Source organism: Protofrankia sp. BMG5.30 (assembly GCF_001983005.1).
Classification (GTDB): domain Bacteria; phylum Actinomycetota; class Actinomycetes; order Frankiales; family Frankiaceae; genus Protofrankia; species Protofrankia coriariae.
In genome coordinates, this window is the sequence record NZ_MOME01000060.1 from 1 (window position 1) to 17,418 (window position 17,418).

Consider the following 17,418-nt stretch of genomic DNA (forward strand, 5'->3'; position numbering starts at 1 on the left):
GGTGCAGACACGGGTCCTCGCCCGGGGCGGGCGGGGCAGCCACAGCCTGTTCCGCCAGGCCCTGCGCCGCGCCGTCCTCGCGGTGGATCCCGACGGCTCCCACCGCCGGCACACCCACGCGCCCGCGAAGAACGACGGGTCTGGATCCAGCCGGCCGAGAACGGCATGACCGAACTGGGCGCGCTGCTACCCGCCGTCGACGCCCAGGCCATCTACCAGCGCCTGGACACCCTCGCCCGCGCCGCCGCCGACGGGCCGGACGGGCCGGACGGGCCGGACGGGCCGGACGGGCCGGACGGGCCGGCGAGGATGGACGGGCCGGACGGGCCGGCGAGGATGGACGCCCGCCGCGCCGACGCCCTCATCGACATCCTCCTCGGCCACGACCGCGGCACCGACATCTCCGTCGAGGTCGGGGTACTCGTCTCCGCCGCCACCCTCGCCGACGTGCGTGACACCCCCGGCGAGCTGGCCGGCTACGGGCCGATCCCCGCCGCCACCGCCCACGACCTGGCAGCGGACGCGACCTGGCAGCGGATCCTGACCGACCCCGCCGCGGGCCACCGGCCGATCGAGGTCAGCCGCCGGTTCCCCGCGCCGGAACTGGCCCGGCTGCTACGCACCCGGGAACGGACCTGCCGGTTCCCCGGCTGCCGTAAACCCGCCCGGTCCTGCGACCTCGACCACATCCAGCCGCACAGCACCGGCGGCCCCACCAGCGAGGCAAACCTGCTCGCCCTCTGCCGACGCCACCACCGAGCGAAACACGACGGCGGATGGACAGTACACCGCACCAACACCAACAGCGACGCCAACGCCAACAGCGACAGCGACGGCGACGGCGACGCGGTGGTCTGGACCGCCCCGACCGGCCGGACCTACCTCAGCGTGCCCGAACCCTGGAACGACCCCATCCCACCCACACCCCCAGCGTCCACAACCGCCCCTGCCCCCACAGCCACGCCCACGCCCACGCCTGCGCCTGCGATCACGCCCACGCCTGCGTCCACGACCACAAAGGACGGAGGGAGCGTCAAATTTGCAATATAACGAAATGTGATTAAATGACTACTTTCGTCTGGCGGGCGGAACGAGGCCAGCGTGCTGTCTTGGGCCTCGGTCCATCGCCTTTCTGGGGAAATGATTGGACGGCGCGTTTGCCCGCGGCGATTGTGGGCGGCATGCGGCAGGAGGAGATCTGGGGTGTCGATACCGCCCGGCGATATGACACGCCGGGCATCGGCATGTTCGCGCCCGAGGTGCTGGGGCCGGCCGTGGACCGTCTGGCCGCACTCGCGGGCGACGGACGGGCGCTGGAGTTCGCCATCGGCACCGGCCGCGTGGCCGTCCCGCTCGCCGAGCGGGGGGTGYCCGTCACCGGGATCGAACTGTCACGTCCAATGGTCGACCGCCTGCGCGCGAAGGCGGGYGAAGCGGCGATACCGGTCGTTCTCGGTGACATGGCCACCACGGTCGTCCCGGGCGAGTACACGCTCGTCTACCTCGTCTACAACACGATCTCCAACCTGCTCACCCAGGCCGAGCAGGTCGCCTGCTTCCGCAACGCCGCCCGCCATCTCACGCCCGGTAGCCGGTTCGTGATCGAACTGTGGGTGCCCGAGCTGCGCAGGCTTCCCCCGGGCCAGCAGGCGGTGGTCTGGGATGTCGCGCCCGACCACATCGCCCTGGACACCTACGACGTTCTGCGCCAGCACGTCGTCTCGCACCACGTCAGACCTGACGGGAGCGGGCAGGCTCGGCTGACCCGCAGCCGGCACCGCTACATATGGCCGGYCGAACTCGATCTCATGGCCGAGCTGGCCGGGTTCGAGCTGGAGGCCAGGCATGCCGACTGGGGCGGGGCCGAGTTCACCGCCGAATCCCGGTCCCACGTATCCGTCTACCRCCTGCCGTCTCCGGCGGGACACCGGATCCGGTCGCGGCGATTTGACCGCGGCGACGGCACCGCGCTCACCGCACCCAACGCCCAGCGCACCCAACGCCCAGCGTCATGAGTGCGCTTCCCACGCGGGCATCTGCGTCTCGACCGTGAAATGCTCTCCTTCGGAGACCGACCACCCTCTTCGAGAACCAGGAGCCAGTCAGGAATGAGCCACATCACCATCGTCGAGAACTTCTTCAAGCGCTGGAGTGTCAGCTACGACGAGCTGACCGCCTCGTTCACCGACACGTTCACCGCCGAAACGCCATGGCTCGCCGCCCCCGTCGTCCCCGAAACCCACGGCCCGGCGGAGGCCATCGCCTTACTTGAGCAGTTCCGGGCCGGGTACAACCTGGCRACCATACAGGTCCACATAAAGCGGATCGGGCAGACCGGCGACGTCGTCTGGACCGAACGGGTCGACGACGTCAAGGATGCCGACGGCAATCTCGTCGTCTCCATCCCCGTCGCCGGTGTCCTGACACTCAACGACGACGGAAAGATCACCAGCTACCGCGACTACTGCGACCTCCAGGAGCTACAGGCGAAGGCCGCCGCCTGACCGCTACCTGGCACCATCTGAATACCATCTGGATACCACCTGAATACCACGGTGGCGGTGGCCCGTTTACGGTTGCTGCCGCCGACCGGTAGTCCGTCACCGCACAGAAAACGGCCGCCGCCGTTCTGTCGAGCCCGTGCGTGAACTCGACAGAACGACGGCGGCTGCGCGCGGCCACAGTCGGCACGATGGCGCCAGCGACCCACGTGGGGACAACAAACTCCTGTTTTCTTCCGTCTTCGGGAAACATTTTTCCGCTGTCGACGGCGCCAGTGGTCCGTGTTTGTACGACTGGGCCACCGGACCCTCGAAATTGTGTCTGCGCAGGTCAGCGAGGGTGCGTCCGACCAGCTGTCCGTCCTTCCTTCAGGGTGACGGGTCATGCTATTCTACCGGGGTTCTACTGGGGAAACGACGATTCCGGCCGCTGATGATATCACGTGAAAGGAGCGCCTGTATGGGCACTGCGGAGACTGATCTGGTCAGTGCCACCACGGGAGCGGGATACGAGGAAACCATATTCAAGGTGGACGAGGAGGTCCTGGGTCTGGGGCTGACGGGCGTCTATTTTGTCATGGGAAATCTTCGCAACAGGAAGAGCGACGAGCGGTTCGACGCGCTGCTGGCCGACACCCTCGCCGGTCTTCCGAGCTTTCGGTCCAACGAGGATTTCAGGAGCGATCCGGTCCTCGCCGGATTCCGTGACCTGCACACCGCGGTCGGGCGGTCGAACCGGGAGAACGTCGCGTCGCCGGAGAACCTGCTGCGCCTGATCCGCAGGACCGGGACGTTGCCCAGGATCAGTCTTCTCGTCGACATCTACAACCTGGTCTCGCTGCGGACCCGCCTGGCGCTTGGCGCGCACGACCTGACGGCCGTGGACGGGGACATCCGCCTCACGCTCACGACCGGTACGGAGCGGTTCGTACCGCTGGGCGCGACGGAGCCCAGGCCGGTCCCCGCCGGCGAGTACGGCTACATCGACGGCGCCGACGAGATCATCTGCCGGATGGAGACGCGGCAGGTCGAGAAGACCAAGGTGGTGCTCGACACCACCGAGTGCTTCTACATCGTCCAGGGAAACCGGGCCACCGACGCCGACTACGTGTGGGACGCGGCCAACGAGCTGATCGCGCTCACAAAGGAGTTCTGCGGCGGCGACGAGAGAATTCTCTTCGGGCCCTGACCGGGCGGCCGGCCCTGACCGGGCGGACGCGGAGCGCGCTCGCTTCTGTTCCAGGGCCCAGGCCTCGTCCTCGCCTTTCCTATACTGTTTCCGCCTCGTTTCTGCTCCTCATTTTGTCGAGACCTGGCGGACGAACCGGCCGATCTCGTCGACGGCCTGCTGGCCCTCGGGGAGGATGCTGGCGAACAGCGTCCAGATGTGGGTCTGGTCCTGGCCGACGATCAGCCGCGCGTCCACGCCGGCGGCGGTCGCCTTTGCGACGACCCGGACGGCGTCATCATGGAGTACCTCGTCGGTGCCGACCAGGAGCAGCAGCGGAGGTATTCCGGAGTAGTCGCCGAAGAGGGGGGAGAGGTACGGGTTGTCCACCGCGGCGTCACCGCGGTAGAGCGCGCCGAGGCCGTCGAGCGTCTCGCGGGAGGCGATGGGGTCGACGTGCGCGCGGGTGTCCATGGACTCGCCGGAGAGCGTGTAGTCGGCGACCGGGGAGACCGCGACCCCGCCGGCCGGCAGCGGGTCACCGGCGTCGCGCAGGGCCAGCAGCGTGGCCAGGGCCAGCCCGCCGCCGGCGGAGTCGCCACCGACCACGATCCGCTCGGGCGCGGTGCCCTGGGCGAGTAACCAGCGGTAGGCGCCGGTGGCGTCGTCCAGCGCAGCCGGGTAGGGATGCTCGGGCGCGAGCCGGTAGTCGACCATCAGCACCCGGGCTCCGGCCGCGAGCGACACGGCGGCGCCGAACGAGCGGTAGCCGTGGGCCGAGCCGAAGATGTAGCCGCCGCTGTGGGTCCACAGCACGGTCGATCCCGCCGGTCCCGGGTCGACGTCCGGGTGGGTGATCACGAGTGCTGGGATCCCGCCGGCGTCGACCTTCTCGACCAGCGTGCCCGCCGGCACCGGGAAGGTCGCGCACAGCTCCTCGAAGCTGGCCCGGTACTCGGGAATGCCAGCCGGTGGCGCGAGCGCGGCCACCAGATTCGTCCAGTGCTTGCGAACCAGTTCGTTCCCGGGGCTTGGCATGGCCCACCTCCGACACAGTCGACCGCGCCCGGCCGCCGGGCTCCCGTTGCGGCCGTGACACTCGCTATCGGCGAGGGAGTCCATCCAAGCAAGGCCTCCAACCCATGTCAACAGTGTGCTGACAAGAATCATCAACGCAGTGATGACCGGATGTGGGGCAGCGGTCTAACCTCGTGATGTGAATCAGCATGCGCAGGAGCTGCCCGACAGCGCCATCGGTCGCCGGCGCGCCGCGGCCGTGGGGGGCGCCCGGGAGAACTATCACGACCGGCGTACCGGAATCRTCAACGCGGCGATCGAGCTGTTCCGGGAGCGGGGCTTCCGCCAGACGAACCTGGCGGACATCGCCGAGGCGGTGGGCACCGAGCGCGCCACGCTGTACTACTACTTCGCCAGCAAGGAAGAGATCCTCAACGAGGCGGTCACGCCCGTCGTCCTGCGCAACACCGGGATCGCCGAGGAGATCCGGGACTCCGCCGACCCGGCTCCCGAGAAGCTGCGGAAGCTGGTCACCGGCCTGCTGGTCTCCTACGCCGAGCACTACCCGCTGCTGTACCTGTACCTGGAGGAGAACCTCTCGCACGTCGCCAAGAGCCAGCAGGCCTGGGCGGCGGAGATGCGCTCGGTGAACCGCCGCTACGTAGCCGYGGTCGAGGCGGTCATCCGCGACGGTATCGCGGCGGGCACCCTGCGCCCGGTGGCGGACCCCCGGATACTGGCCAACGGGCTCATGGGGATGGTCAGCTGGACCCACCGCTGGTTCAACCCCCGGCAGTCGGCGACCGACGCGCGCAGCATCGGGCAGGCCTACGCGGACCTGCTGCTGGGCGGCCTGGCCGCCCACGACACCACCGCCGCCGGCGCCCCGGCCTGGCTCGTCGGCGCGCACCCCGACGTCGCGCGGGTGACGGCGCGGCTGCGGGCCGCCCAGGTGGCGTCCTACCACACGCTGACCGTGCCGCAGGCCCGGGCCGTGCTGGAGCGGGTGACCGCCATGCAGGCGCCGGAGGTGYCCGTCGCGGAGGTCCGGGACGTGCTCGTGCCGGGCGCCGCCGGCCAGCTGCCGGCCCGGGTGTACCACCCCGCCCCCACCCGCCGGCTGCCGCTCGTGGTGTACGTGCACGGCGGCGGCTGGGTGCTGGGCGGCATCGAGCCGGCGGACCGGCCGTGCCGCCGGCTGGCGGTGGCCAGCGACTGCGTCGTCGTCTCGGTCGAGTACCGGCGGGCGCCCGAGACCCAGTTCCCCGGCCCGCTGGAGGACTGCGTGCGCGCGGTGCGCTGGCTGGCGGACAACCCACAGGCCGTCGGGGCCGACGCCGAGCACCTGGTGCTGCTCGGCGACAGCGCGGGCGGCAACCTCGTCGCGGCCACCGCCCTGTGCCTGCGCGACGGGGGCGGCCCCCGGGCCGACCGGCAGATCCTGCTCTACCCGTGCCTGGCACCGGCCCGGACGAGCACCTTCGCCTCCTACGAGCGATACGCCGACGGCCCGTTGATGACCCGGGCCGAGATGGAGTGGTTCTGGGACCACTACCTGCCCTCGGAGGCCGACGGGGAGGACCCGAGGGCCGCCCCGCTGCGGGCCGTGGACCTCTCCGGGCTGCCGCCGGCCACCGTCGTCGTCGCCGAACTCGACCCGCTGCGGGACGAGGGGCTGGCCTACGCCGRCCGGCTGCGGGCGGCCGGCGTACCGACCGAGGTCACGGTGTACCAGRGTGCGGCGCACGGGTTCTGGTGGCTGGACGGGGAGATGCGGCAGGCGAGCGAGCTGACCGAGCAGCTTGCCCGCCGACTGCGCGCCGGACGGGAGTGACAGCCTCCCGCCGGCCCGCGGCGACGAGCCTCCCGCCGGCCTGCGGCGATGAGCTGCCTGCCGGCCTGCGGCGACGAGCCTCCCGCTGGCCCGCGCGTGCCGGCCAGGGGGCTGGCCAGCCGGTGCGCGCGGGCCGGCGGGAGGTCGACCAGGCCAGGGAGTTCAGGCCGAGGAGTTCACCCCTGGTCGGTGGCTGTCTGGATGCCGGCCGTGGCCGGCTGCCTGCCCTGCTGAAAGCTGTCCTGCTGGGAATGTCCCTGCTGGGAGCCATCCTGGTGGAAGCCGTCCGGCTGAGAGCTGTCCGGGTGGGGGCTGTCCGGGTGGGGGCGCAGCATGAAACCGTCGTAGCCGCCTGCGACCACCCGCTGCAGAATCCGCCGGTAGCCGCGTACCCCGCCGGAGTAGGGCATGAAGACCCGCGGCTTGCCGGGTATCTCGTCGCCGTTGTAGTACGACCGGGCCCGGGGGTAGAGGGTTTCCTGGGCACGGGCGTTGACGTGCTCCACCCACTTCCGCTCGGCCTCGGGCGTGGCCTCGGCCTCGGCCAGCCCGTGCTCGCGCAGATAGCCGAGGAGCCCGGCGATCCAGTCGACGTGCTCCTCGGTGGACAGCAGCACGTTGCTCAGCAGCGACGGGCTGCCGGGCCCGCAGATGATGAACATGTTGGGGAAGCCGGCCGTGCCGAGCCCGAGATGGGTCACCGGGCCCGCCGCCCACTTCTGCCGTAACGTCTGCCCGCCACGGCCGATGATCTCGGGTCGTAGCAGCGCGCCGGTCAGCGCGTCGAAGCCGGTGGCGAAGACCAGGATGTCCAGCTCATGGTGGCCGGCGGCGGTGCGCAGGCCGGTCTCGGTGAACCGTTCGACGGGGTGCTCGCTGATGTCCACCAGCTCGACGTTGTCCCGGTTGAACGTCTCGAAGTAGCCGCTGTCCACCGAGGGCCGCTTGGTGCCGAAGGGAAAGCCACGTGGCGTCAGCTTCTCCCGGGTCTCCGGATCCCGGACCGCCTGCGCGATCTTCTCCCGGATGAAGTCGGCCGCGGTCTGGTTGGCCCGCTCGTCCAGCAGGATGTCGTGGTAGGCCAGCACGAAGCCGAAGCCCAGCCGCTTCCACGCGGCCTCGTAGTGCGTCCGTCGCCGCTCGGGGTCGACGTCCAGCGCGGACTGTTTGTTGGGCACGAAACCCAGGCCGCTCGGGGAGTTGCGGGCCGCCTCGCGGCGCTGCCGGTAGTGCGCCTTGACCTCGGCGTCCCGCTCGTCGCTGATCGGCGCGTTGGCGGCGGGGATGCTGAAGTTCGGGGTGCGCTGGAAGACCGTGAGATGCGCGGCCTGCCGGGCCACCACCGGGATCAGCTGCATCCCCGAGGAGCCGGTGCCGATGACCCCGACCCGCTGGCCGGCGAAGTCGACCTCCTCGTGCGGCCAGTGCGCGGTGTGCAGCACCCGCCCCCGGAACGCCTCCTGGCCGGGCAGTTCGGGGCGCTTGCTCACCGACAGCTGGCCGGTGGCCATCACCAGGAACCGGGTCTGCCAGCGCCGCCCGCTCTCGGTGCGCACCGACCACCGGGCGGTGCCTTCGTCGTAGGCCGCTCTGGTCATGCGTTGGTTGAGATGGATGTCGCGGCGCAGGTCGAACCGGTCGGCCACGTGGTTGATGTAGCGCAGGATCTCCGGCTGGGTGGCGTACCGCTCGCTCCAGCGCCACTCCTGCTCCAGTTCCGGGGAGAAGGCGTAGGAGTAGTCGTAACTTTCGACGTCGCAGCGCGCGCCGGGGTAGCGGTTGAAGTACCAGACCCCGCCGATGTCGGGGCCGGCCTCCAGCACCGCGACCGACAGACCCGTCCCGCGCAGCGTGTGCAGGGCTCGCAGGCCGGCGAACCCGGCCCCGACCACGACGACGTCGACGTCGTGGTCGGGGCCGACGGCGTTGCCGTGGCTGTCGGCGTTGCCATGGCCGACGACGTTGACAGGGCCGGCGCCAGTGCCAGGGTCAGGGTCAGGACCGGAGCCGTCAGGACCGGCGTGGCCGGCGGCGTCCCGCGCGTCAGTCATCGATGATCTCCTCCTCGGGGACGCGATCCGACGGTCGCCGTGCACGTCAACATAGTGTTGATTCTCGTGATGTCGCCACCTAGAATCAACGCACGTTGAAAACCTCGTCGGGTTGTGAGGCGGCGTTCTCCGACCGGCCTGTGGATCCGAGGTGCCCGTGAAGCTGGAGACGTTGATCTACGAGAAGTCGGGGCGGATCGCAACCCTGACCCTGAACCGCCCCGACCGGGGGAACGCGCTCTCCCGCAAGCTGCGCGACGAACTCGACCTCGTGCTTGACGACCTCGACAGCGACGACGACACTCGGGTCCTGGTGGTCAGGAGCAACGGCAAGAACTTCTGCACGGGCTACGACCTCACCGAGTGGGGCTACCTGTGGGGCACCSGGGAGCCGTCCCGGCCGGAGGACGCCCGGCCGCACCGGCGCAACCCGATCTTCTCCCGCCGGGAGTTCCACGAGTCCCGTGAGCGCTGGCTGCGGCTGTGGCGCATCCGCCAGGCCACCATCGGCGTGGTGCGCGGGGCCTGCGTGGCCGGCGGGCTCGACCTGGCCGGYGTGCTCGACATCGTGTTCTGCGCCGAGGACGCCACGTTCGGTCAGCCCGAGGCGCGCACCATGGGCGAGATCCACGTTTTCGGCATGTGGCCGATCCACCTGGGCATGCGCCGGACGAAGGAGTGGCTGTTCACCGGGGACTCGATGACCGGCGTCGAGGCCGCCGAGCTGGGCCTGGCCAACCGGGCGGTGCCCGCCGACGAGGTGGAGGCGGTGGCCATGACCTACGCCGAGCGCATCTCGCACGTGCCGCTGGAGATGCTCTACGCGCACAAGGAGTCGACGAACCGCTGGTGGGACGCGATGGGCATCACCGCCGCCATCGCGGCGGCGAACGACGCCGACGCGATGGCGATCGCCGGCCCGGCCATGGCCGACTTCGAGCGGATCCAGCGCGCGCGCGGCGTGCGGGCCGCCGTGGAGGACCGGGACGAACCGTTCTCCCATCACCGGACCTACTGGGAGGCCTACCAGGCATCCAGGGTGGCCAGGGCGCCGAKCGCGGACGGGCAGGCGCACAACGGCCACCGGGAGGCCAGGCCGGCTTTCCCCACCACCGGATCCTGATCCTGTTAGGGGCGGATCATGCTGCTCCCCACGGTGTCTTCCTCTTCTTCTTCCTCTTCTTCCTCGTCTTCCTCGGGGCTTTCCCCAGCGCCTTCCGCGGTGCCTTTCTCGGGGCTCCCCGCGGGGCTGCCCTCGGTGGCGGGGCGCCAGGCGGCGTTGGAGGCGCGCTTCCCCCGGTGGCCGTCGCACCGGCTCGAGCGGATGCTGGACGCGGCCGCCGAGGAGTTCCCGGACCGGCCCTACGTGATCACCGACGAGCGCCGCTGGACCTACCAGGAGATCCGGCAGTGGTCGGTCCGGGTGGCGCGCGGCCTGGTCGAGGCCGGGGTGCGCCCCGGCGACCACGTGGCGATGGTGATGGCMAACTTCCCGGAGTTCGTCGCGGCGAAGTACGGCATCGCGCGGGCCGGCGCGGTGTGCGTGCCGGTCAACTTCCTCAACCGGCGCGACGAGCTGGGCTACGTGCTCGGCCAGTCCGACGCGGTCGCCCTGATCACCATGGACCGGTTCCGTGACCTGGACTACCTGGGCATGCTCGACGAGCTGGCACCCGGCTGGGAGCGCGCCGGCGGCGGTGAACGGCTGCCCACGCTGCGCACCGTGGTGGTGTTCCCGACCAGCCCGGACGGTGGCCGCCCGGGCGCGCGCACCTTCGACGAACTGGCCGCCACCGCCGAGGGATGGGAGCCGGTCACCGGGGTGGCCGCGGACACCCCCGCCGACGTGTTCTACACCTCCGGGACGACCGGCCAGCCCAAGGGGGTGCTGCTCACCCACGACATGCTGCTGCGCACGGCGTACGGCAGCGCGTTCGGGCGGGCGTTCGCCGACGGCCACCGCATCGTCTTCTCGCTGCCGATGTACCACGTGTTCGGCTATGTCGAGGGGATGCTCTCGGTGCTGTTCGTCGGCGGCGCGATCGCCCCGCGGCTGTCCTTCGACGCGGCGGACACACTGCGCGCGATCGAGCGGCACCGGGCCACCGACGGGCTGCTCATCCCCCTGATGAGCATGGCCGTGCTCGACGAGCTGGCGACCGCCGAGGCCGCCGGTCGGGCGTACGGCATCTCCTCGCTGACCTCGCTGCTCGCCTCCGGGGGCGTGCCTCCAGCCGGCCTGTGGGACCGGATCGAGACGGCGTTCACCAGCGCCGGGATCGAGGTCACCACGGGCTACGGCATGAGCGAGACCACCGCCTCGACCACGGTCACCCGGCCTGACGACCCGCCGGAGAAACGGCTGCTCACCAACGGCCGATTACGTGACGTCGGCGTCGCGGGCGACCCGGCGCTGGGCGGGYGGCTGGTGGAGTACCGCGTCGTGGACTCGCGGACCCGCGCCGAGGTGGCCGTCGGCGAGGTCGGCGAGTTACTCGCCCGCGGCCCCGGGGTCACCATCGGCTACTACCGCAAGCCCGCGGAGACCGCCGAGGCGTTCGCCGACGGCGACGGGTGGCTGCGCTCCGGGGACCTCGGCCGGATCGACGCCGACGGCTACCTCACCCTGGTCGGCCGGGTGAAGGAGACCTACCGCTGCGGCGGCGAGCAGGTGATGCCCAGGGAGGTCGAGGACGTCCTGACCAGCCATCCGTCCGTGGCGCAGGCGTACGTCGTGCCGCTGCCCGACGAGCGGATGGGCGAGGTCGGGGTGGCCTGGATCGTCCCGAAGGCCAGTGCGGCGTACGGGCCTCTCGAACAGTCCGGCCCGGCGGAACAGTCTGGCCCGGCCGAACAGTCCGGCCCGGCGGAACAGTCTGGCCCGGCCGAACAGCCCGGCTTGGCGGAGCAGCCCGGCTCGGCCGGACAGTCCAGCCCGGTCGAACAGTCCAGCCCGGTCGAACAGCCCGGCCTGGTGGAACAGTCCGGCCCGCTCGATCTGGCGGAGATCGTCGAGTACTGTGCGGCCCGGCTGGCCCGGTTCAAGGTGCCCCGGCACGTGCTGCCGCTCGCCGCCGCCGACGTCCCGACCACGCCGAGCGGGCGGCCGCGGAAGTTCCTGCTCGCCCGCCGCGCCGCCGAACAGCTGCTGGGGGACGCCGCCGGACAGCAGCTGGGGGAGCGGTGACCGGGCGGGTGGCGCTGGTCACCGGCGCCGCCCGGGGCATCGGGGCCAGCGTCGCCCGGCGGCTGGCCGAGGACGGCCACGACGTTGCGGTGCTCGACCTCGACGAGAACGCCTGCGCGCGGACCCTCGCGGACGTGCGGGCGGCCGGCCGGCGCGGCGTCGCGGTCGGCGCGGACGTCAGCGACGAGGCCGCCGTCCGGGCGGCGGTGGCGAAGGTCGCCGCCGAGCTCGGCGGGCCGACGGTGCTGGTCAACAACGCCGGCCTGCTGCGCGCCGGCCTCTTCCACAAGCTCGACCTGGCCACCTGGCGGACGATCCTGGACGTGAACCTGACCGGCGCGTTCCTGCTGAGCCAGGCCGTGCACGGCCACATGACCGAGGCCGGCTGGGGGCGGATCATCAACCTGTCCAGCATCGGGGCGCTGGGCCACCGGGGGCAGGCCAGCTACTCGGCGGCCAAGGCCGGCATCCAGGGGCTCACCAAGACCCTGGCCCTGKAGCTCGGCCGGTTCGGCATCACCGTCAACGCCGTCGCGCCGGGGTTCACCGTCACCGCCATGACCCGCTCGATCGCCGAACGGATCAACGTCCCGTTCGAGGACATGCAGGCCGAGATGGCCGCCGGCATCCCGGTCGGCCGGGCGGGGACGCCGGACGACATCGCGCACGCGGTGGCCTTCTTCGCCGACGAACGCTCGGGCTTCGTCTCCGGCCAGGTGCTGTACGTGGCCGGTGGGCCGGTCGACTGACACCCGTTGACACCCAGGGGAGAACCTGTGCATCTGTTCGATCTCACCGGCAAGGTCGCCGTGGTCACCGGGGGTACCCGGGGCATCGGGCTGATGATGGCCCGCGGGCTGCTGGAGGCCGGCGGGAAAGTGTACGTGTCCTCACGCAAACCGGAGGCCGGCGAGCGGGCGGTCGACGAGCTCTCACGGTTCGGGCCGGTCGAGTCGCTGCCGGCCGACCTCTCCGGGGAAGCGGAGTGCCGCCGGCTGGCCGAGGAGCTCGCGGCCCGGGAGGCGCACGTGCACATCTTGGTCAACAACGCCGGCGCGACCTGGGGCGCGCCGCTGGAGACGTACCCGGCCGCGGCGTGGGACAAGGTTCTCGACCTCAACCTCAAGGCGCCGTTCTTCCTCACCCGCGCGTTCCTGCCGCTGCTGGAGAAGGCCGCCACCGCCGAGGATCCGGCCAGGGTCATCAACGTGGGCAGCATCGACGGGCTGCGGGTGCCGGATCTCGCCACCTACGCCTACTCGGCCAGCAAGGCGGGCCTGCACCAGCTCACCCGGGTGCTGGCCCGCGAGCTCGGGCCCCGGCACATCACCGTCAACGCGGTCGCTCCCGGCCCGTTCCCGTCCAGGATGATGGCCGCGATCCTGGCCGAGTCCGGCGACAGGTTCGCGGCCTCCTCGCCGCTCGGGCGCATCGGGACCCCCGAGGACATGGCCGGCGTCGCCGTCTACCTGGCCGCGCGCTCCGGCGCCTGGGTCACCGGGGCCGTGATCCCGGTGGACGGCGGAATCTGGACCACCGCCTGACCTCTGTCTGACCCCGCCTGCCCCGGCCAGCGCACTGATTCTCAGGATTCCTGGAAGGAGATTCACCGCCGTGCCTCCCCAAGAAGCAGCTTTACCATCGTCCGGCGTGTACCCGGACCTCGACGTCGTCGTGATCGGAGCGGGATTCAGCGGCCTGCGCATGCTGTACGAGGCGCGCAGCCGCGGTCTGACCGCGCGCGTGCTCGAGGCCRCGTCCGACGTCGGCGGGACCTGGTACTTCAACCGCTATCCCGGGGCCCGGACCGACAGCGAGAGCTGGGCCTACTGCTTCGGGTTCGACAAGAGGCTGCAGGAGGACTGGGACTGGCCGGAGCGTTATCCGAGCCAGCCGCAGGTGCTCAGCTACCTGCGCCACGTCGCCGACCGGTTCGACCTGCGCCGCGACATCCAGTTCGACACCCGGGTGCGTTCGGCCGTGTTCGACGAGGAGCACGACGTCTGGGTCGTCACCACCGAGCGTGGCGAACGGCTGGTCAGCCGCCATCTGGTCAGCGCCTCGGGGCTGCTGTCCGTCCCCTACGAGCCGCCGTTCCCCCGATTATCGTCCTTCCGGGGCGAGTGGTACATGACCGCGCGCTGGCCGCACGAACCGGTGGACTTCGCCGGCAAGCGGGTCGCGGTGATCGGTACCGGCGCGAGCGGCGTCCAGCTCATCCCGATCGTCGCCGCGACCGCCGCCCGGCTGACGGTCTTCCAGCGCACGGCCAACTACATACTGCCCGCGCGCAACTACGTGCTGCACGACGCCCAGCGCCAGGCCATCAAGGCCAACTACGACGCGATCTGGGAGCAGGTGAGACGGCAGGCGATGGGCATGCCGATGAACCCGGCCAACCGGGTCCTCGGCGACGTCAGCCCGGAGGAACACCAGCGAATTCTGGAGGCCGGCTGGGAGGAGGGCGGGTTCCGCTACTTCCTGGAGACCTTCGACGACATCTTCGTCAACCCGGAGTCCAACGCGCTGGCTGCGGAGTTCGTCCGCAACAAGATCCGCACGATCGTCAGGGATCCGGCCACCGCCGAACTGCTGTGCCCGAAGCCCGACCATCCGCTCGGCGCCAAGCGGCCGCCGCTGGGGCACTTCTACTACGAGACGTTCAACCGGGACAACGTCGAGCTGGTGGACGTCAGCGGCAACGCCGTGGACGACATCACGCCCACCGGCGTGCGGCTGGCCGACGGCACCGAGTACGAGGCCGACGTCATCGTGTTCGCCATGGGCTTCGACGCGATGACCGGCTCGCTGACCAGCGTCGACGTCCGCGGCAGGGGCGGGGTGACGATCGCGGAGAAGTGGCGGGGTGGGCCCCGCACCCATCTGGCGCTCACCGTCGACGAGTTCCCGAACTTCTTCATGATCGCCGGTCCGCAGATCCCGTTCGCGAACGCGCCGGTCATGATCGAGCCGGCCGCCGAGTGGATCGGGGAGGCCATCTCCTACACGCGCGAGCACGGCCACACCCGCATCGAGCCCACCGCGCAGGCCGTCACGGCCTACAACGAGCAGTGCGAGACGTTCTTCAACGCGACCGTGTTCCCCGCCGGGGAGAAGATCCGCTCCTGGTTCGTCGGCGCGAACATCCCGGGCAAGCCGCACGGCGTGGCGCTGTACTTCGGCGGCTACCCGAACTACATCCGGGAAGTACGGCAGGAGGCCGAGGAGGGCTTTACCCACTACCGGTTCTCGGCCGTCCGGGACGCCCGGCCGTCCGTGGGCGTGGCGGGCAGCTGAGGGGGCGGAGATGACCACAACACCCACAGGTGTCGGAATCTGGAACATGGGGCTCCGGTTCGGCGGGGAGGAGCAGGCCGTCGAGGCCGCGGTGGCCGCCGAGGAACTCGGGTACACGGCCGTCTGGCTGCCGGACCTGGGCGGTGGCGGCCTGTTCGAACGGCTCACCGCGCTGCTGGCGGCCACCAGCCGGATCACGGTGGCCACCGGGATCCTCAACATCTGGATGCACGAGCCCGCGACCGTCGCCGAACGGTACGCCAAACTGACCGGGACGTACGGCGACCGGCTGCTGATCGGTCTCGGGGTCAGCCACGCGCCGATCGTCGACCAGGCTGCGGCCGGCCGCTACCGCCGGCCGCTGGCCAGGATGACCGAGTTCCTGGACGGTCTCGACGCCGCGTCTCCCGCGGTGCCGGCGCACTCCCGGGTGCTCGCGGCGCTGGGGCCCAGGATGCTGCGGCTGGCGGGCGAGCGCGCGCACGGCGCCCACCCGTATCTCGTGCCGCTGGAGCACGTGGCGACCGCGCGTGCGGCGCTCGGCCCGGAGAAGTTCCTCGCACCCGAACTCGCCGTGGTGCTGGAGACCGACCCGGACCGAGCCCGGCAGATCGCCCGTACCGGGCTGGGCATGTACTTCGACCTGCCGAACTACATGAACAACCTGAGGCGGTACGGGTTCACCGACGACGATCTCGCCGCGCCGGGCAGCGACCGTCTCATCGACGCCCTGGTGGCCTGGGGCGACGAGGAGACGATCGCCGCCCGGGTGGCCGCATACCGCGACGCCGGCGCCGACCACGTCGCGGTCCAGGTCCTGATCGGCGAGCACACCGCCGCCGCGACCTTCCCGATCGAGCAGTGGCGCCGCCTGGCGCCGGTGCTGACCGGCTAGACGGGGCCGCCGGGCCGACGGCTCCTACCGCCCCGGGGCGGTAGGGAGCGCGTCATGCCCAGGCAGAGAAGCGTCATGTCCGCCGTGCAGGGAGGATGTCGTGCTGGTCGGCCCGGCCGGGGATGTCGTCCTGGCCGCGCGCGATCTCGTCGCCGGGCACGGCGGGCGGCGAATCCTGGACCGGCTCTCAGCCGAGGTCGCCCGCGACGAGTGCCTGTCGGTCATCGGCCCGTCCGGGATCGGCAAGACCCTCCTGTTGCGCTGCCTCGCCGGACTGCACCGTCGAACCGGGGGAGAGGTCATCCTGGACGGCGTGCCGCTCGCGCCCACCGTCCGTGAACGGCACGCGGAGCAGTTACGGCGCGTGCAACTGGTGCCGCAGAACCCGCACGACTCGCTCAATCCGCGCCACACCGTCGCTCAGATCTGAACCGCCCCGGGTTCGGTGGAGACCGGTCCGTTTGAGAGGATCGAGTCGTGCCCGCTCCCAGGAAGTATCCCGATGAGCTCCGTGAACGTTCCGTCCGGCTCGTGCTGCAGATGCGTCGTGAGCAGCCGGCGGAGGCGTCGCGTGCGATCTCGACGGTCGCGAAACGGCTGGATGTGCATCCGGCGACGCTGCGGCTGTGGGTGAATCAGGCTGAGGTCGACCAGGGTACTCGTCCGGGAACCACCACACCGGATGCCGCGCGTATCGCCGAGCTGGAACGTGAAGTTCGTGAGCTGAAGCGCGCGAACGAGATCCTGAAAGCGGCGTCGGCTTTTTTTGCGCGGGAGCTCGACCCGCGGCTGCCTCGGTAGTCGCCTTCATCGACAAGCACAAGGAAGACCTCGGCGGGGTCGAGCCGATCTGCGACGTGTTGCAGGTTGCCCCGTCGACGTACTACGCCGCGAAGAAACGGCTGCCGTCGGCGCGTTCACTGCGCGACGCCGAACTCCTCGCCGAGATCGAGCGGGTGTGGAAGGAGAACTACGAGGTGTACGGTGCGCGCAAGGTGTGGCGGGTGTTGAACCGGGAGGGGATCACGGTGGCCCGGTGCACGGTGGAGCGTCTGATGCGGGCCGCCGGGCTGACCGGGGCGCTACGCGGCGGGGCCAGGCCCCGCACGACCCGCGCCGATCCTGCCGCGGCCAGGCCGGCGGACCTGGTGGACCGGCAGTTCACCGCGGACCGGCCGAACGCCTTGTGGGTTGCCGACTTCACCTATGTCCCGACGTGGGCGGGCATGGTGTACGTGGCGTTCGTGGTTGACGTCTACTCCCGGAAGATTGTCGGGTGGCGGCTCGATACCACCATGCGCACCGACCTTCCTCTCGACGCGCTGGAGATGGCGATCTGGGGCTGCAAAGACGAGCCGCTGAACGGTCTTGTGCACCATTCCGACAGGGGTTCGCAGTACCAATGCCGCTAAGATAAGAACGGGCGCCGACAAGATCAATATCTGCTTGATCGTTTCAGTGCGGTTTT

Annotated in this window: 16 protein-coding genes and 1 other annotated feature; of the genes, 14 read left to right on the forward strand and 2 right to left on the reverse strand. The window is 70.7% G+C overall.

Features of this window, described 5'->3' with window-relative positions; translation table 11 throughout:
• The 4 genes from BL254_RS22890 to BL254_RS22905 form a co-directional block, all read left to right on the forward strand.
• Positions 1-1,050, forward strand: a 1,050-nt coding sequence (locus tag BL254_RS22890; protein WP_139342465.1) for an HNH endonuclease signature motif containing protein, incomplete at its 5' end; no start/stop codon positions are given.
• A gap of 131 nt (positions 1,051-1,181) precedes the next feature.
• Positions 1,182-2,015 (forward strand): bifunctional 2-polyprenyl-6-hydroxyphenol methylase/3-demethylubiquinol 3-O-methyltransferase UbiG, encoded by an 834-nt coding sequence (locus BL254_RS22895; RefSeq protein ID WP_083731320.1) that lies wholly within the window; start codon positions 1,182-1,184, stop codon positions 2,013-2,015.
• Positions 2,016-2,108: 93 nt separating this feature from the next.
• Positions 2,109-2,504 carry a limonene-1,2-epoxide hydrolase family protein gene (locus BL254_RS22900; protein ID WP_052914336.1) on the forward strand — a complete coding sequence of 132 codons (396 nt, stop codon included), beginning with the start codon at positions 2,109-2,111 and terminating at the stop codon, positions 2,502-2,504.
• Positions 2,505-2,961: 457 nt separating this feature from the next.
• Positions 2,962-3,690 (forward strand): B3/4 domain-containing protein, encoded by a 729-nt coding sequence (locus BL254_RS22905; protein ID WP_052914337.1) that lies wholly within the window; start codon positions 2,962-2,964, stop codon positions 3,688-3,690.
• Positions 3,691-3,798: 108 nt separating this feature from the next.
• On the opposite strand, the gene BL254_RS22910 is transcribed toward BL254_RS22905, so the two are convergent.
• A complete protein-coding gene (locus tag BL254_RS22910) occupies positions 3,799-4,707 on the reverse strand; it encodes an alpha/beta hydrolase (RefSeq protein ID WP_052914339.1) in 909 nt (302 codons plus the stop codon).
• Between the two features lie 178 nt (positions 4,708-4,885).
• Between BL254_RS22910 and BL254_RS25460 the strand changes: the two genes are divergently transcribed.
• A complete protein-coding gene (locus tag BL254_RS25460) occupies positions 4,886-6,520 on the forward strand; it encodes an alpha/beta hydrolase fold domain-containing protein (RefSeq protein ID WP_083731323.1) in 1,635 nt (544 codons plus the stop codon).
• Between the two features lie 176 nt (positions 6,521-6,696).
• Here the strand turns inward: BL254_RS25460 and BL254_RS22925 are convergent, their stop codons facing one another.
• Positions 6,697-8,571: an NAD(P)/FAD-dependent oxidoreductase gene (locus BL254_RS22925; RefSeq protein WP_083731324.1), complete on the reverse strand. Its 1,875-nt coding sequence runs from the start codon at positions 8,569-8,571 to the stop codon at positions 6,697-6,699.
• A 151-nt stretch (positions 8,572-8,722) separates the two neighbouring features.
• On the opposite strand from BL254_RS22925, the gene BL254_RS22930 reads away from it, so the two are divergent.
• The 9 genes from BL254_RS22930 (at position 8,723) to BL254_RS22970 (ending at position 17,362) form a co-directional block, all read left to right on the forward strand.
• Positions 8,723-9,694: an enoyl-CoA hydratase-related protein gene (locus tag BL254_RS22930; RefSeq protein WP_076845102.1), complete on the forward strand. Its 972-nt coding sequence runs from the start codon at positions 8,723-8,725 to the stop codon at positions 9,692-9,694.
• A gap of 135 nt (positions 9,695-9,829) precedes the next feature.
• Positions 9,830-11,758 carry an AMP-binding protein gene (locus BL254_RS22935; RefSeq protein WP_217699350.1) on the forward strand — a complete coding sequence of 643 codons (1,929 nt, stop codon included), beginning with the start codon at positions 9,830-9,832 and terminating at the stop codon, positions 11,756-11,758.
• Positions 11,755-12,507: an SDR family oxidoreductase gene (locus BL254_RS22940; RefSeq protein WP_076845105.1), complete on the forward strand. Its 753-nt coding sequence runs from the start codon at positions 11,755-11,757 to the stop codon at positions 12,505-12,507. The genes BL254_RS22935 and BL254_RS22940 overlap by 4 nt, the downstream gene beginning before the upstream one ends.
• A gap of 27 nt (positions 12,508-12,534) precedes the next feature.
• On the forward strand, positions 12,535-13,302 hold the full coding sequence (locus BL254_RS22945; protein WP_047221970.1) for an SDR family oxidoreductase: 768 nt from the start codon (positions 12,535-12,537) through the stop codon (positions 13,300-13,302).
• A 70-nt stretch (positions 13,303-13,372) separates the two neighbouring features.
• Positions 13,373-15,055: an NAD(P)/FAD-dependent oxidoreductase gene (locus BL254_RS22950; protein ID WP_217699351.1), complete on the forward strand. Its 1,683-nt coding sequence runs from the start codon at positions 13,373-13,375 to the stop codon at positions 15,053-15,055.
• 10 nt (positions 15,056-15,065) lie between these two features.
• Positions 15,066-15,950, forward strand: a complete 885-nt coding sequence (locus BL254_RS22955; protein WP_047221972.1) for an LLM class F420-dependent oxidoreductase — start codon at positions 15,066-15,068, stop codon at positions 15,948-15,950.
• Between the two features lie 100 nt (positions 15,951-16,050).
• Positions 16,051-16,380, forward strand: coding sequence for an ATP-binding cassette domain-containing protein (locus BL254_RS22960; protein ID WP_047221973.1), 330 nt, complete (start codon positions 16,051-16,053; stop codon positions 16,378-16,380).
• Positions 16,381-16,427: 47 nt separating this feature from the next.
• The gene (locus tag BL254_RS22965; RefSeq protein WP_047221974.1) at positions 16,428-16,751 is read left to right on the forward strand and encodes a transposase; all 324 of its coding nucleotides are present in this window, start codon (positions 16,428-16,430) and stop codon (positions 16,749-16,751) included.
• Positions 16,709-16,825: a sequence feature (AL1L pseudoknot), on the forward strand. (Overlaps the previous gene by 43 nt.)
• Positions 16,799-17,362 (forward strand): IS3 family transposase, encoded by a 564-nt coding sequence (locus BL254_RS22970; RefSeq protein ID WP_235433337.1) that lies wholly within the window; start codon positions 16,799-16,801, stop codon positions 17,360-17,362. (Overlaps the previous feature by 27 nt.)
• Positions 17,363-17,418 lie beyond the last annotated feature (56 nt).